13 protein-coding genes and 2 pseudogenes are annotated in these 15541 nt (G+C 38.5%); 3 read left to right on the plus strand and 12 right to left on the minus strand.

All coding sequences use genetic code 11. The features are described from left to right. Positions 1-15 precede the first annotated feature (15 nt). The 5 genes and pseudogenes from gldG to IPO27_14685 form a co-directional block, all read right to left on the minus strand. Entirely contained in the window at positions 16-1704 is a 1689-nt protein-coding gene (gldG, locus tag IPO27_14665; protein ID MBK8847710.1) for a gliding motility-associated ABC transporter substrate-binding protein GldG, read from the minus strand. A gap of 93 nt (positions 1705-1797) precedes the next feature. After that, complete coding sequence (gene gldF / locus IPO27_14670) at positions 1798-2535, minus strand: gliding motility-associated ABC transporter permease subunit GldF (protein MBK8847711.1); 738 nt, start codon at positions 2533-2535, stop codon at positions 1798-1800. A gap of 187 nt (positions 2536-2722) precedes the next feature. Then, a complete protein-coding gene (gene nusB, locus IPO27_14675) occupies positions 2723-3664 on the minus strand; it encodes a transcription antitermination factor NusB (GenBank protein ID MBK8847712.1) in 942 nt (313 codons plus the stop codon). A 50-nt stretch (positions 3665-3714) separates the two neighbouring features. Further along, a pseudogene (locus IPO27_14680) lies at positions 3715-4810 on the minus strand (Glu/Leu/Phe/Val dehydrogenase). 75 nt (positions 4811-4885) lie between these two features. Next, positions 4886-5056, minus strand: a complete 171-nt coding sequence (locus tag IPO27_14685; protein MBK8847713.1) for a hypothetical protein — start codon at positions 5054-5056, stop codon at positions 4886-4888. A 161-nt stretch (positions 5057-5217) separates the two neighbouring features. Here IPO27_14685 and IPO27_14690 point away from each other — a divergent pair, with 161 nt between their 5' ends. Beyond that, a complete protein-coding gene (locus tag IPO27_14690; protein MBK8847714.1) occupies positions 5218-6114 on the plus strand; it encodes a pyridoxal-phosphate dependent enzyme in 897 nt (298 codons plus the stop codon). A 787-nt stretch (positions 6115-6901) separates the two neighbouring features. On the opposite strand, the gene IPO27_14695 is transcribed toward IPO27_14690, so the two are convergent. Both IPO27_14695 and IPO27_14700 read right to left on the minus strand, forming a co-directional pair. Further along, on the minus strand, positions 6902-7303 hold the full coding sequence (locus IPO27_14695) for a hypothetical protein (protein MBK8847715.1): 402 nt from the start codon (positions 7301-7303) through the stop codon (positions 6902-6904). Next, entirely contained in the window at positions 7267-7896 is a 630-nt protein-coding gene (locus tag IPO27_14700) for a hypothetical protein (GenBank protein MBK8847716.1), read from the minus strand. The genes IPO27_14695 and IPO27_14700 overlap by 37 nt, the downstream gene beginning before the upstream one ends. A gap of 278 nt (positions 7897-8174) precedes the next feature. Here IPO27_14700 and IPO27_14705 point away from each other — a divergent pair, with 278 nt between their 5' ends. Next, entirely contained in the window at positions 8175-10316 is a 2142-nt protein-coding gene (locus tag IPO27_14705; GenBank protein ID MBK8847717.1) for a fibronectin type III domain-containing protein, read from the plus strand. Positions 10317-10921: 605 nt separating this feature from the next. Here IPO27_14705 and IPO27_14710 read toward each other — a convergent pair. Further along, positions 10922-11380 (minus strand): DUF1569 domain-containing protein, encoded by a 459-nt coding sequence (locus tag IPO27_14710; GenBank protein ID MBK8847718.1) that lies wholly within the window; start codon positions 11378-11380, stop codon positions 10922-10924. A gap of 116 nt (positions 11381-11496) precedes the next feature. Here IPO27_14710 and IPO27_14715 point away from each other — a divergent pair, with 116 nt between their 5' ends. Further along, a complete protein-coding gene (locus IPO27_14715) occupies positions 11497-11976 on the plus strand; it encodes a 2-C-methyl-D-erythritol 2,4-cyclodiphosphate synthase (protein ID MBK8847719.1) in 480 nt (159 codons plus the stop codon). A gap of 66 nt (positions 11977-12042) precedes the next feature. Here IPO27_14715 and IPO27_14720 read toward each other — a convergent pair whose 3' ends face one another. The 4 genes and pseudogenes from IPO27_14720 to IPO27_14735 form a co-directional block, all read right to left on the minus strand. Continuing rightward, positions 12043-12558 carry a hypothetical protein gene (locus IPO27_14720; GenBank protein MBK8847720.1) on the minus strand — a complete coding sequence of 172 codons (516 nt, stop codon included), beginning with the start codon at positions 12556-12558 and terminating at the stop codon, positions 12043-12045. A gap of 50 nt (positions 12559-12608) precedes the next feature. Further along, positions 12609-13875, minus strand: a pseudogene (locus IPO27_14725) (asparagine synthetase B). A 129-nt stretch (positions 13876-14004) separates the two neighbouring features. Continuing rightward, the gene (locus IPO27_14730) at positions 14005-14253 is read right to left on the minus strand and encodes a hypothetical protein (GenBank protein ID MBK8847721.1); all 249 of its coding nucleotides are present in this window, start codon (positions 14251-14253) and stop codon (positions 14005-14007) included. Between the two features lie 148 nt (positions 14254-14401). After that, positions 14402-15157, minus strand: a complete 756-nt coding sequence (locus tag IPO27_14735) for a hypothetical protein (GenBank protein MBK8847722.1) — start codon at positions 15155-15157, stop codon at positions 14402-14404. Positions 15158-15541: the final 384 nt, after the last annotated feature.

The following is a 15541-nucleotide window of genomic DNA, read 5'->3' on the forward strand; positions in this document are numbered from 1 at the left end:
GAGTCTATTTAAATATCAATTCGTGGTGCTTGCATATAGCCTTCTGCGCCACCACCATTTTATTATGCCAATAAGAAGTAGGAAAATAATAGGTGCTACTACATTTACTATTTTTATAATGGAGGCATTTGCCTTCACCACTTCACGGTTGAGCAAGCGAAGTTTTATTTCCTTATTACGTAATTCTATCAGGTTGCTATCATCGGCTAAATAATCAATCATGTTAAGTATCAGGCTCTTGTTGCCAAACATTCGGTTATTGTAGCGATCGTAGCCACAAGGAAATATTTTACCGGTCGATTTATTTATTCCGTTCTTAATAATGTCCCCATCACCAATTACAATCATTTTGGTTGGCACACCTTCTTCTTTAAAACCAATGGCGGTGTCGTTAGCAATAGTTGGTGGAATCCGATTTTTGAATAAAGAACTAAATGAGCCTTCTAATAATACACCAAGCGATTTTGTGCCTTCATTAAATAAAGTGCGGTCAGGTTGCTTGCGAATCATTTCCAAGCTAAATCTTGATGGTAAATTATACTCTCGACTGTATGGAGAGGTTGCAAGCAATATCGTCTTTCGAATTCCTTTTACAGCAATGGTATCAACCGAACTGCAAAATTCAAATTTTACTGCATTCAGATTATTTACTAGTGGGTGGGTACTCACTGGAAAAATCATGGGGAAGTAAATCCAAGGGCGCATGGCCATTTGGGGTTTATTGCCGGTGTTGCCCATTACAATTGGAATGGGAACACTTTGCAAATCGGCAATCATATTAACGTTTACACGGGCACCGTAACGATAGGGCATATCATTCAGGTTGAGGTCTAGCGGTATGGCAATGCTTTCATCAGCGCGAGTAAGGCTGTCCATGTTGGCATAAGCATAATCATACAACCAAAGCACACGGCCACCTTTCATAATAAATTGATCAAGAATGAATTTGTCCTTTTCGTCAAAGGCAGAATCCGGTTTGGCAATTACTACTACCCTATAATTGTTAAGCGCATTGAGTTTTCCATCAATAGCCTTATACTCGGTAATGTATGAATTGTTAAGCTCGTTGGTAATATCACCCATATAACCACTGGTCCATTCGCCTTGCCCTTGCAAAAAACAAATCTGATGGGGACGCTTTTGGGTCATTGCTCTAAGTTTATTAACGATGTTGTACTCAAGTGTGCGAATAGATGTATTAAGCAATTGCTCATCGCTCACGCCAATTTGCTCTTGAATAAAATTTAAACTTTGCTCATTGTTGTTGTAGGTAATAACCGCTCCCGGAAAAAGACTTTTTTGTGAACTGCCATCACTCTCCTTTGTTTGAATAGTTGTTGGAAAAATTCCTTTACCTATCAATTGTTTCGCCAGGCTCTCTTTTTGTTTATCACTTTCCAATGCTCCGGGATCAATAAACTCGTATTCGAGATTGCCTTTTGCATAAATGCGCATTTCGTTGAGTTTGTCTTTAATCTCGTTTTGCAATTGCCTAAAATCCGGAGGCAGGTCGCCTTCAAGGTAAACTTTGAAGAAAACCACATCATTCAACTCAGACAACACAACACGTGTATTTGTGGAAAGTGTAAACCGCTTATCTTCGGTTAAGTCAATCCTTGTAAAGAGATAGCTTGCCAATATATTAATTACCACAATTACTGCGGTAACCAACGAAAAGTAGATAAGTTGTTGCGACTTTTTCATTTGGCGTTTGCCCTTTTAGCGTTTTATGTTTTTTAAACTAAAGCTCATTTTAATAAACTGCTCAATTGTTATTGATATATAAACTGTTTTCAATTATTTCCATTTGCGGCTTTCCAGTACCAACCGGGCGGCCATTAAAAAGAATACGATTACCGATACAAAATATATTAAATCGCGTGTATCAATCACACCGCGGCTTATACTAATGTAGTGTGCATTGATCCCCAACAAAATGAACACATTACTTACCTGATTGGGCATTGGCAACAGCGACAGTTTTTCGAATCCAATAAAACAAACCAGGCAAAGAAACAATCCGGTTATAAAAGCAACTACCTGATTATCGGTAATAGAACTTGCAAAAATGCCGATGGAGACATAAATCATCCCAAGCATTAACAAACCAATGTAGGAGCCCCAGGTGGCACCAATGTCAATATTCCCTTTAGTAGTGCCCAATTGATGTATAGTGAAGTAGTAAATGAGTGTAGGCAATAAGGCAAACAACACAATAACCGATGCAGCCAGAAACTTGGCACTTACAATTCGTATTTCGCTCATTGGTTTGGTAAGTAATAATTCCAGCGTGCCTGATTTTTTTTCTTCGGCAAAAGCACGCATCGTAATTGCTGGTATTAAAAACATAAAAACCCAGGGAACAATAATAAAAAGAGGGTCTAACGAAGCATACCCGTTTGCAAGCAAGTTGAGGTCGCTATCGGGAAATATCCACAGAAATAGGCTTATAGTAAGCAGGAACACGATAATGACTATATAGCCAATTACTGAGTTGAGAAAACTGTTAAGTTCTTTTCTAATTAGTGCTAACATAATATTTCAGAGCGTGCGAAATTATAAAATTACCATGTAGTTGAAAGCGCAACCTTGCGTGATATTCTAAAGTTAGAAAATATGCCAATGAAATTACAATTAGCTGACACCTTTGGCCATTAGGCCAAAGTGGGGTAGTAGTTTAATCTTAATGTAAGTGTTGCTAACAAATGCATGGCTACTAGGATTATTCAACAAGTCCCCGCCCGGTCTTTGTAATTTTGCTTTGTCGCTTAAGTTCAATAACAAGATTATCAATTATTCCATTTATAAAAGAATTGCTTTTTGGAGTACTGTATATTTTGCTAATGTCAATGTATTCATTTATGCTTACTTTAATTGGAATGTTTGGCATGTAAAGTACTTCGCAAAGAGCCATTTTAAGTAAGATGACATCCATTATAGCAATGCGGTCGACATCCCAATTTTTTGTTTTTTCACTGATAAGCGTAGCAAACTCCTTGTCGTTACGAATGGTTTCGGTAAATAATTTCCGAATAAAATCAATGTCTTCTTCGGTCTCTTTATATGCCGGCAAAATGCTGTTTTTTGAAGATGAGGGGTTGAAGGAATCAAGTGATTTATGAACGTATGCGCATTGCATTTCAAAACCTTCGGCCCAAAAAACGTTTTGCTCCTCAATGTAATGCGAGAACACTTCATTCTTCTCAAAGTACTCAGTAAATATTTTTTTTAACAACGCCTTTTCCATTTTGGGCAAGGGCGCTTCTTCGTTTACATAATCGCGATAGTCCTGATCCTGCCTTATGTTAAAGTAAATTTTATCAAACGTATCCTTTTCCTTTTGCCATGATAGAGAATTTTTCCGCACGTATTCGTTAAAAATAAAGTCGCCCTGAAGCCATTTTACAAAGGCCATGGTACTAATACGAGATCGAAATGAAAGGGGATTGCGGGTTGCCAGGCGCTTTGGAGCATCATCAATGTAAGCAAGTTCTAATGAGGCAAGCTCATTAAAAACTGAGAGCAATAGAATATATAAATCATAGGTACGCTTGTTGCTTGTAATAAGGTTATTAATCGCTACAGTTGCATCCTGCTGAGGGTTTTGGAAAAAAGCATACAGAGCCTGCATTACTTTTATTCGCAGTTGTCTTCGGTTAAGCATAGTTTAGGGCAGACCAAAAGGCCTAGGGAACGTTTAAATTAAATATCGTATTAGGCAGAAAGTTTAGCAGCAATGCGTGCCTCGGCCATTTGTTTGGCAGCCATTACTGTAGGAATATTATCAACATTCGCCTTCTTGATAATGTCAGAAGTTACATTAAAAATATGGCGAGTTGATTCTAACGCTTTTTCTCGATTATAACCATTAAGTTCGCTGTACACATTAATTAGACCACCGGCATTAATTAAAAAGTCGGGAGCGTAAATGATGCCTTTGTCCTTTAGCATGTTGCCATGCTTATTCTCATCGTGCAATTGATTGTTGGCAGCACCAGCAACAACGGCACATTTTAATTGCGGTATGGTAGTGTCGTTAAGCGTGGCACCCAAAGCACAAGGGGCGTATATATCCATTTCAAAACTATATACCGCATCCTTATCTATTACTTCGGCTTTATGCTCAGCATTCATACGCTTGAGGGTGTCCTCATTTATATCGGCAACATAAACTTTGGCGCCTTCGTCAGATACGTATTTTACAAGGCTCTGGCCTACATGACCACATCCCTGTACTACTATCTTTTTACCTGCAAGGCTATCGCTGCCCCACATCTCCTTTGCCGAAGCTTTCATTCCCATATACACACCATATGCTGTTACAGGCGATGGATCGCCACCACCACCCATAGCTTCAGGAAGTCCGGTTACATGCTTCGTTTTTTTCGAAACATTAACCATATCACTTGTTGATGTTCCTACGTCTTCGGCAGTTATATAACGTCCATTGAGGCTATTTACAAACTCACCAAACTTTTGAAACATAGCATCAGTTTTATCCTTTTTGCTATCGCCAATTATAACTGCTTTGCCTCCTCCTAAATTTAGTCCCGCTTATAGATGCCTTATATGTCATCCCACGGGACAAGCGCAACACATCATTCAATGCCTGCGACTCGTTATCGTATTTCCACATCCGTGTGCCACCTAGCGATGGTCCCAGTATCGTATTATGAATAGCAATAATAGCTTTAAGTCCGGTAGCCTTATCATAACAGAATACTACCTGCTCATGGCCCATTTGATTCTCTAATACTTCAAATAAATTGCAGTGCGGAATTATTTCTTTTATATCATTAGTGACCACCATATATATTTCTGAGTATAATTTAATGAAAGTGCCAAAGGTATATTTTTAATTATTAGTCGCAAATGGGGATAAAAATTATTCCTGAACCGGGCCATAGTCCCCTGATGAGGGGCGTTTCTTTTTCTTATAAGGGCAATGCCTACAGTTGCTTTGGCAGCAATAGCCTCGTTTAAGGTGATACTTTTCAGTAAATACAACGTACCCCTCTGGTGTCAGATAATAATCGTCTTTTTCGAATTTCGACATCCAGCCTTCTTTTTCCTCATTCATGGGGCAAAAGTATTTGATTAAGTTAAAAGGCCAGCAAGATGAATTCTTAAAACTAAAAAAAGTTAGGGATTCGTATGGCATAGAAAAATGTAAAACACTGCCTTTCAATTCAATTTGCAAATCAGTTATTTGCACCAATGAATGCAACCACTACACTGCTTGATAAATTATTAATTGCTCCGCCTATTGCCCGGTTGCACAGCAGCATCTATGATGCTGCTCATGTTGCCGTAAGTATGGCGCGGTTTGATGCAGTACATCCGTCAATCAATGGCAATAAGCCTTTTAAGTTGTATTACAATATCCAAAAAGCTTTGCAACAGCAGAATTCGGCTCTACTCACTTTTGGCGGACCCTATAGCAATCATGTTGCTGCTACAGCAGCAACCGGTAACTTACTCAACTTACAAACGATAGGACTTATTAGGGGAGATGAATTAACTGCACAATCTAATAAAACATTAAAGCAAGCCGAACTTCATGACATGCATTTGCATTTTGTTTCGCGCAGCGAGTATAGTCTGCGCAATCAGCCTGCATACCTTGCTCAATTGCAGTGTAAGTTTCCTAATGCTTTTATTATTCCTGAAGGTGGCGACAATTCTGAAGGGGTGAAGGGAGCTGCATTAATGTTACTAGGCATAGCAAATTCATATTCTCACATAATAACTGCTGTAGGCACAGGTGCCACATGCTCAGGAATTGCGCTTGGAAGCAACAGTATAATTTGCGGCATAGTGGTGCATAAGCAATTGCAAGATGTGCACGCAAGAATTCAAAAGAATTTAAATGATAATGAAAAGGTACGAAGTCACATTAAACTGATTGGTGACTTTCACTTTGGGGGATATGGTAAAAGAAATAACCAACTTAGCTGCTATTGTAACTCATTTTATCATAAGCATGGCATTGCTATCGAACCTATCTATACCGGAAAAATGATGTATGGTGTAGATGCATTAGTTCGTAATAATTACTTCGAGCCGGGAGCGAATATTTTGTGTTTGCATACCGGAGGATTGCAATATTTATAAAATAATTAGTATTCATATAATTTTTAGGTGTTTTGGACAAATCCAAAGTTTGACTTTGAATTTGTCCAACATTGATTCTCCTGTTTTTGAATAGTGAAGAAGGTGCCATTAAATTCTTAAATCAACACAGTCAAGGCTCTTGAGCCAATAATAATCAATTTAGGAAATGAGAATTTGTAAAGTAAACTATAGGAAAAATGAAAATTATTAATGCAATTTTCGTTATCGATGGCAACGGTTCATTATTACTAATCCGCTCTAAATAGTTACAAGAATGGGAAGAATAGAAATGGACAAATCCAAAGTTCAACTTTGGATTTGTCCAAAAATATATTTCGAGTATAAGGGAAGGCAGTAGCATTGAAATGCCTGTAAATGCTGGATTCATACATATTATTTAGTTGATAATAACCAAGTGGGTGTTATAAATAAAATCGGTATTTATAAGCGAAATTCAATAGCAGCCTGCAGCGATATTTTGAAGCATCAAACTCCCCTGACCACGTACCTGTATATGTTGCTGTATAGCTCCTTGCATATTGTAAACTACTAGCGTAATGGGTTCTTTGGTTTCTGGCAAGTTATAGTAGATCTGGTTGTTAAGAACCATTAGGGGCGTCTTAGCGTTGGCACCTGAGAATGTTGACGTGCCAAGAAAAAATCCAACTATGTTACTTGGAGTTTGACAGCCATTGGTATCTGTAATCAGGCAGTATTAGTTGCCATTTACAGTAGGTGTATACCATGCATTGGTATCGAGCACTTGCGTAGGATTGCTTGTGCTAAACTATTGATATTGGTTTGCTAGTGAGCAATAAAGGGTGTCGCCTTGAAGCGTTACAATGGGAGGCACCGGTAGTGGATACTCAATTATAAAGCCGGGAATAAATAACGTATCGCAGCCTGCAGAATTGCAGGCTATAAGCAAAACATCAAATGCTCCCGCATTTGGAAAATAAATATTTGTTGGGTTTTGCGCTGTGCTAACAGATGGTCTTCCACCTTGAAAAAACCATAACCATGAGGTGGGGTTGTTTGCTGATAAAAAAAAATTGACCGAATTCTTGTCACAAAAAATGGTGTCGGACGAAGCAAGATTGACGGCAGGCGCAAGAAGATAATTACATATTTGGATATGTCCAATTTGTGATGTTATGGCAGATGCCGCAACCTGAGTATACAAAAGCACAGGAGAGATTGTGGGTGTATAACCGATAGAACTATATGAATAGGTATATTGAGTAGGAAAGGAATCTGCCGAATAGCATTGTTGACAGTATTTCCATTCAAATCCGTTTGCACCATAATTATATTGATATCCACAAAGCCAAAGCCCTCTCCCATACCAATGGAATAAATGTTTCCATCTTTAATAAGTCCATGAAGAGTTTTGTTCAGCGCATTATCTCCATACCATTTAGCCCAGGTCATATTTAGCATAGAGTCAAACTTAACTAATCCCATGTCTGTATTACCCGCCAGGTAATCGTAGTTAAAGGCAGTTATAGATCCATCGCTATTCTCAACCGCATTGCGCAGAATGAGGGTCTTAAATGGAAAATTAATTGCTGCACTATTCATTACATTTAACTGCGAATTAAGAATCATGAGTAGGTTGTGCTTGTAACCTGCTGCTGTATTGGTGCCTCCTGAAACAACAAAGCGCTGATTGCTCATTTTCTTTATCGAAAGCAATGCATCATCTCCGGAACTTCCTATTGCACTGCCATTTATAGTAAGATAAACGCAATGGGTTGAAAGAATAAATTTTAAGAATTGCAAACGTAAGGTAGAATTAACGGTTGGCTTCAATTGAAAAAAACATGGTGTATAGGGCTACGAATTCCCTATAGTAAAAGCAAGCCAAAATAAATTACAGCCACCAAACAATAACGCTTGGCTAAAGTCAAAAACTACAGGGTATACTGCCAACCCATATTAATAAATTGCATCATTATTGTTACTGACGTTTTGCTTAGTTAACAAAGTGTAAAATTAGTTTTGCGCTTTCTTATCTTCTGTTCTAATAAATTTGTTTAATCACATAAAAATTAATTTTCATGCAATTGAAAAGCAACTATCTTTTAGCACTAGCGCTTCTAACATCTGTGTGTGGTTTTGCACAACAACTATTTACCGACAATTTTGGTGGCAGCAAAGAGGATGTGTGTACCGGATCAATCCTATTGCCCGACCGCAGCAATGTAATGTGTGGTTATACGCTAAGTAATGATAGCATGGTAAGCGGAAATCATGGAGGAAGCGATGGATGGGTTATAAAGGTAAACGAGGATGGTCAAATATTGTGGAAGAAAACTTTTGGCGGTAGCAAAAACGACCGGCTAATGAGTATAGCATTGGGCGAGGCAGGCGGTTTTGTGCTTGCAGGTCATACCAATAGCAACGATGGTAATGTAAGTGGCCTGCATGGGGCGGGAGGAAAAAGCGATATGTGGATACTAGCCATTGATCAATTTGGCAATCTAAAAAAACAAAAATGCCTGGGTGGCACTGCCGATGATGTTGGCAACAGTATTGTATGTATAGGTTCCAGCTATTATGCATGCGGAAGTGTGGCAAGCAGCAATGGTGATATTAGCACTAGTTTGGGTAGTCGCGACATGTGGGCAGTAAAACTCGATTTCAACCTTTCGCTTATATGGGAAAAATCTTTTGGCGGTTCTGCAAATGATGATGCACGTAAAATTCTGGTTGATGGCAACCGGTTTTTGATGGTTGGCGTTTCTGCTTCAAGTAATAATGATGCAGCTGATAATAATGGCTTGCGCGATGGCATAGTAATAATTGGTGATACAGCATCTGGTGCCAAGGTGAGCAGCCGTTGTATTGGCGGCAGTTTGGATGATGAATTCTATAGCATAAAAAAAATACAAAGCAGATATTTTGCTGCCGGCTATGCACGTTCAGGCAATGGTGACCTTAATAACAATAAGGGAAATAAAGATGTGATGCTATTTTCTTTTGATGCAACGAATATGGCAACCTCTGTCAACGTATACAACTACGGTGGCAGCCTGGCAGATGTGGGACAGGATGTTAGTCCCATGGGTACTGACATTGCCATACTTGCAACCACTGCAAGCAACAATGGCGACATTAACGGAAACCATGCCGTAACCAAAAATGATATGGCGCTGCTAAAACTTGATTCTAATGGGGTATTTAAATGGAGCAAATGTTATGGTGGCAGCCAGAACGATGTTGCTATTGCTTTTGCAACCGACAACTTTGTTGTAGGTACCAAGTTCGAGAATCTATACATGGTGGGTAAGGCAAACTCTGTAAATGGAGATATTAAAAATCCCAAAGGCGGTTTTGATTATGTACTTGTAAGCAGGGTAAACCCACGTATTGATGCCTGGTTTGGTACCCAGCATGCCGATTGTCCGGGCGATTTCACTACTTGTACCTTTGACTACTATGGCCGCTTTACAAATGCAAGCAATATTTACAGGCTCTATCTTTCTGATAGTTCAGGAAACTTTGCCAATCAGACGCTACTCACCTCGGTAGCAAGTAAAAGTCACTTCGTAATGTTAAGCTATCAGAACCCCACCGACCCACAATCTTACTATTATCAAAAGCGCGTGTATTGCAGCAACGTCAACATTTATAGTGATAGTAACAATGTAGCACCAGTAGTATGTCAGTTGCCAATTACTACCAAAGTCAAAGTTTTCAATATTACCACGACTACCGCCAAAGTATCTTGGACTGATGTGCAAAGTTGCCAATTTGATGATAACGTCATTTTTTACAAAGAGCAAAATGCTACCCTTTGGAGCAAGTTAACTGTTAATACAAGCTTAACCCAACTTACTGGATTAGCGCCAGCCTCCAAGTACACTGTAAAGGTGCGCAAGCGTTGCAATGCCAATATGAACATCTATTCGATAGCAAGTAAACCAACAACCTTTACAACTGATAGCATGATGTTGAACGAGTCATCTAAAACAATCAATAGCGATGTTTTTGATTTGGTAACTACAGGCAACAATCAGTACGAACTTATAGCCAACCACGAAAGAGAATTTGATGTGTTAGTATTAAATCTAAACGGACAAATAGTAAAACAACTGTCTAACATGCGGCAAACCGCAATGCTATCATTAGATGGGCTAAGTGCTGGCATTTACATTATTCGTTATGGTAAAGAGTATGCACGTGTATTGGTGGAGTAGGGCTGTCACATTTTGAATCATACCGAAGTTTTGACTTGGTTTGACGTTGGCTTGTCAATATGGATATGATTTTGGCGTTTTTTTTTGAGACCACCTGTAATTGTAAAATGACTTTTAGTAGTAATTTTAGATAATGTTGTTTCCCATTTATCGCACAGGCACTTGCTTTTGCGGTGCTTAAAAAAACAAAACCTGTTTCCAACAGATTCATTAGTAGAAAAGTGCTTATTGTTACAGATTGCAAGAACACATTAATAGCAAGGTCACTAAAACCTAGCTAGTTGTGAAAAATCATATCGTAAAACAATTTCTTGAGGTAAAAACTTTCTGCAAAAAAGTCATATGTATTATGAACTAAATCATAGAGGAAATTTATAAAGTCAATGGTGGAAAAAAGCGCTGCCAGCTATAAGGGTATTGTTATACTTCCATTAGTTGAAAGTAAAGGAAGTCGAATTCACCATAGCAATTACAAAAAAAAGTGAAGCGTTTAGTTAGCAGGTGTCCATTAATCAGGCAAGTGAGCATTATGTTTTGCAAGCTGCCTGCAGCTTGCAAATAAAGTTGGTAAAGGCATTGGTTGCCTTAAACGAAGAATAATAAACCTAAGCTCCAAACTGAGTTAAGTGATGATCGAGATGTTTGTAGAAAAGGTTGTTCCATTCTTGTGCAGTCAGTTTTCCAAAGCTATGCGATTCTTTTCCTTCAAAATGAGACCTGCCCAATTGCCTGGTTTTGTCTATAAATTCTAATAGTCGTTTTTTCTCCGTATTAAATTCTCTTTCATCAGCAATAATAAATGCTGGTGCAGTACGCAGGTTGTTTTTATAGGGAACTTCGTTCACAATATTCTTCTTTATAAAAGATTTTAGAATAAATTTCATAAGCATACCGGGAGTTTTATGCTTATTGGTATAAACCAACTCGTAAGTAACATTGCTATGCGCAAGCATTTGCGCTACATTCATCTTTCCCCACTGCGAGGCCAATTGAGGTGTTAGCTTATTTACACGTGCAACAATCGTATCGCACACATCTTTTGAGAAAATATCTGGTAGAGCCATTTTTATTTTTTTTGCAAATATGCTTTTAATTTATTGATAGAAAAGCAATTTTAAGTTTGTCAGAACGCACCTATAGAATGTTATCTTTGTACAATAAACCTCAATAATAAAATAATATGCGTATCGGATTTGGTTTTGATGTTCATCAGTTACAGAGTGGACAGCCGTTGTGGCTTGGCGGTGTGCCATTGGAAAGCGACAAGGGTGCGGTAGGGCATAGCGATGCCGATGTATTGCTGCACGCTATATGCGATGCCTTACTTGGTGCTGCCAATTTGCGCGATATAGGCCATCACTTTCCTAATACCGATGAAAGCTACCGTGGTATAGATAGTAAGAAGCTTCTTGCTGAGGTTATGGCCTTGCTTGATAAAAAGAATTACAAAGTAGTAAACATAGATGCCACCGTATGTTTGGAGAAGCCAAAAATTAATCCTCACATAACACGCATGCAGGAAGTGTTGGCGCCTATTTTAGAAATCTCAACCGATGATATTTCGATAAAAGCAACAACAAACGAAAGCCTTGGGTTTATTGGCCGCGAAGAAGGTGTTGCAGCTTATGCCATTGTATTAATTCAGAAAAGAGTGTATTAATATTTCGAACAAAGGGAGGTTCAGTAACTTAGAGCAACTGCGATGTTGCATGGCTTGTGAAGTATTTTATGGGAAATATTTATTCATCAGCATATAATCGATACTGCCGGTTTGCGAATGACAACCAACACAAGCAGCGCCTCTGTTTACGCTAGGTTCTACAACACTGCCATCAATATTTACATATCCCCACACCCAACCACGTGCATCGGCATAACCATTACCCGTTTGTTTATACAAAATAGCGTAGCGGGCCAGTGTGCCACCATCCTGATGCAACTCTTTTACGATAAGCGAACCCTGAGGAAAATTTGCATTGATACGAACTTTGCCAGCACTGTCTAATTGAGTAGCAGCAATGTTATTATAGCGCACTTTAAGAAATGGTTGTGCATGACCACTGCCACTGCTTTTTGGTAAAAGCGAGTTGAAATTTTTATACCATATAAAACCGGTATTTTGATGGGCCAGGTCATATAAAAGCTGATCGGTATCTTCAACCTTACTTTTTCGGCAGGAGTAAATGGTAACAACAGAACAACACAAAGTTAATGTGAGGGCAATAAAGGAGAGTTTTTTCATATAGTAGATATTGCTGAGAAAAAATTGGTAGTCGCAAGTAATGGGGCGATTTATGTTTTTTGTTTTTTCTTTTTAGCAGCAGGAAACAATACGTTATTCAATATTAGACGATAGCCGGGCGAATTGGGGTGCAAATTAAGATCGGTAGGAGGGTCGCCCACCATATGCTGATAGTCTTCGGGGTCGTGGCCACCGTAAAAAGTCCAAGTGCCCTTGCCGAATTCACCATGCACATATTTTGCAAAACTACCTGCCTTATTTTGACCCATTATAAGGGTTGATGGTTTTATAAATTTCAAATCGAAACCGGTTGTTTGGCCCATAAATCCTGGCACTACCTGTGTATGATTTTGACAGAGCATAGTAGGAACCGGGTCCCATTTAGCGCTAAATTCAAATAAGGTAAATACGTCATTGTCTTTTGAAATACCCCGCTGACCGGGCAATATATCAATATTGCTAAATTCGTATTCCATCGGATTGGTGCTAAGTCTAAAATTTTCGAAAGCAAAGCACTGCGAAAAATCCATTTTCGAACTGTAATTAGAGTAGGAGGGTCGCCATCGTACATCCGATCGCAAATGTCAACACCCTGCGCTGCAAGAGCAATATCGTACGAGTCGGTGCCACTGCACATAGTAAACAGAAATCCTCCACCAGCAGTAAAATCCCTGATCTTTAAGGCTACTGCCAGTTTCATTTCAGATACTTTGTTAAATCCTAGTTTATGCGCCATAGCTTCATCAGTACGTACTTGCTCCTGATACCATGGTGCCGTGTGATACATAGCATAAAACTTTCCATACTGACCCGTAAAATCTTCGTGATGCAAGTGCAGCCAATCGTAGGTAGGTAAGAGTCCGGTAGTTACTTCTTCGTCATATACTAATTCATAAGGTATTTCGGCATAGGTAAGCACAAGGGTAACGGCATCGTCCCAAGGCAATTTATTTTAGGAGAATATACAGCAACTTTGGGGGGCTTTTCCAGTTTCATCACTTCCATGTTTACTTCAGGATTTGCAATTTCTGCTAATATGGCTCCCGCCTGAGCATCGGCAATTATTTCGTAAGAAACACCACGGATTTTACATTCACTTTCTATCAATCCGGCATTGGTTATCATAAAACTACCACCGCGGTAATTGAGCAGCCACTGTATTTCTACACCATTATTGAGCACCCAGTAGGCTACCCCATAAGCTTTGAGGTGATTGCTCTGCGTTTCGTCCATGGGTATCAATATCTGCGAAGCTTTAGATGCTCGTGTAATGCAAAAAATTAATAGAATCGAAATTGCAATTATTCTTCCTTTCATGTCATTCCCTTTTTTAGTAAAACAAATTTACGTTTTAAAGACTCAATATTTGAAGTATGGTCAAAATTAACCAAAAAAAAACTGCCGTCAGTTGATGGCAGTTTTTTGTTAAGTCAGAATATCTGACAATTAGTTCTTTGGAGCCTCAGCACCTGTAGGCTTTACTTCAGCCTTAGATTCGTGAGAGCAGGCTTTCTTTTCAGCAGAAGAACATGCTTTTGCGTCTTTCTTGCAACAAGCTGTTTTTGCATCCTTCTTGCAACACTCTTTTTTTGTTTCAGCTTTTGGAGCAGATGCAGGAGTAACAGCCTGCTGAGCACTTACAGTAGTTAATGCTGCAAAACTTACAGCGGCTACCATCATCATTAATTTTTTCATTTTCTATAGATTTTATCGATTTGTTTAAACAGTGCAAATGTAATACCTGTATTAATGCTAATGCTATTTTTATAAAATAATAATACAACTTTCATATTTAATTCATTGGCGCCAGGCTGCACTGCACTGTTACTTTTTCCGGAGTTTGTTACAATTTCTTAATTAACTCATTACATTTTCTAACGGTCTCTTTGTCATCATCATTTAATACAGGGCATTTTAGGGCCTTTTCGCACCAAACTTTTGCATACACCTTATCATTGCCACTATCGCGTTCATAATAGGTCATGGCCATTTCATATTGATGCAGGGCATAGTTCGGTTCGAGCGCTATGGCTTGATTAAAAAATTTGATTGCGTCTTCGTATGTGCCACCTATAGGCACTCCTCCGAAAAAAGCATTGATCATAACCCTTTCCATTGCATTAAACCCTGCAATTACACGATGCCATCTACCCATAATATGATAGGGGCCGGCTTCTTTTGGATTTAAGGCTATGGCTTTTTCTGCTTCTGCTTTTATCAATTTTGAATTTGCAATTTTGGTTTTGCTACTTGCGTTTTCGTTTAAACGCCCGAGCGACAAAGCATAAGCATAATGTGCTCCGGCACTTTTATCATCCAACCTTATTGCCTTTTGTGCTAAATATTCTCCGGTTTTATACCATTTCAACTTTTCGGCTTCGGTTTTTTGACTTACTCCCAATTTGGAGTAAAGAAAGCTGGTTTGATGCAAGTAGTTTACATTACTGCTATCACTTTTTAATAGCTTCTGAAACATTGGAAATGCCTCTTGAAATTTGCTTTCGCTTTTTAACTTAAGAGCATCTTCATACGAACTGGCAGTTTGTGCTTGTGTGGTTATTGTTAAACCAACTAACAGGATAAAAATTAGCTTCTTCATTATTTTACAGTTTAAATAGTTATTGGAACAACAATCGGAATTCCATATTGTTGACAAGAGTACCGAAAAAATGAAACTAAAAAAAATCTTCCTGACCTTTTTATTCGACTCATATACTGAAGGCACATCACCAAAAGTCTAATAGATAAAAGTTATGCGTAAGAAAAAAGCCTTATTAATTTTATTTTTATAAAAAGGAACTGAAATTTTCGCGGTTCAAAACAACTGTTTTGGCTTTGTATGTTTCGTTAACAAAAATCAAAGCCTTTGTTTTCCCTAGTTTCGAAACAATTTTTTGGTGAATACGAACTAATTCCATCACTTTTCGTCCGTTTATTCAATGTTGACTTTTTACAATTAATCTAAAACATTAGTCTTAACATC

Source organism: Bacteroidota bacterium (assembly GCA_016714535.1).
Lineage (GTDB): Bacteria > Bacteroidota > Bacteroidia > AKYH767-A > OLB10 > JADKFV01.

What these genes read in the sequence shown, in the direction of transcription:
- gldF (MBK8847711.1), bottom strand. Translation starts at nt 2,535, where the DNA reads ATGTTAGCACTAATTAGAAAAGAACTTAACAGTTTTCTCAACTCAGTA.
- IPO27_14715 (MBK8847719.1), top strand. Translation starts at nt 11,497, where the DNA reads ATGCGTATCGGATTTGGTTTTGATGTTCATCAGTTACAGAGTGGACAG.
- nusB (MBK8847712.1), bottom strand. Translation starts at nt 3,664, where the DNA reads ATGCTTAACCGAAGACAACTGCGAATAAAAGTAATGCAGGCTCTGTAT.
- gldG (MBK8847710.1), bottom strand. Translation starts at nt 1,704, where the DNA reads ATGAAAAAGTCGCAACAACTTATCTACTTTTCGTTGGTTACCGCAGTA.
- IPO27_14710 (MBK8847718.1), bottom strand. Translation starts at nt 11,380, where the DNA reads ATGGCTCTACCAGATATTTTCTCAAAAGATGTGTGCGATACGATTGTT.
- IPO27_14730 (MBK8847721.1), bottom strand. Translation starts at nt 14,253, where the DNA reads ATGAAAAAATTAATGATGATGGTAGCCGCTGTAAGTTTTGCAGCATTA.
- IPO27_14720 (MBK8847720.1), bottom strand. Translation starts at nt 12,558, where the DNA reads ATGAAAAAACTCTCCTTTATTGCCCTCACATTAACTTTGTGTTGTTCT.
- IPO27_14690 (MBK8847714.1), top strand. Translation starts at nt 5,218, where the DNA reads ATGAATGCAACCACTACACTGCTTGATAAATTATTAATTGCTCCGCCT.
- IPO27_14685 (MBK8847713.1), bottom strand. Translation starts at nt 5,056, where the DNA reads ATGTCGAAATTCGAAAAAGACGATTATTATCTGACACCAGAGGGGTAC.
- IPO27_14705 (MBK8847717.1), top strand. Translation starts at nt 8,175, where the DNA reads ATGCAATTGAAAAGCAACTATCTTTTAGCACTAGCGCTTCTAACATCT.
- IPO27_14735 (MBK8847722.1), bottom strand. Translation starts at nt 15,157, where the DNA reads ATGAAGAAGCTAATTTTTATCCTGTTAGTTGGTTTAACAATAACCACA.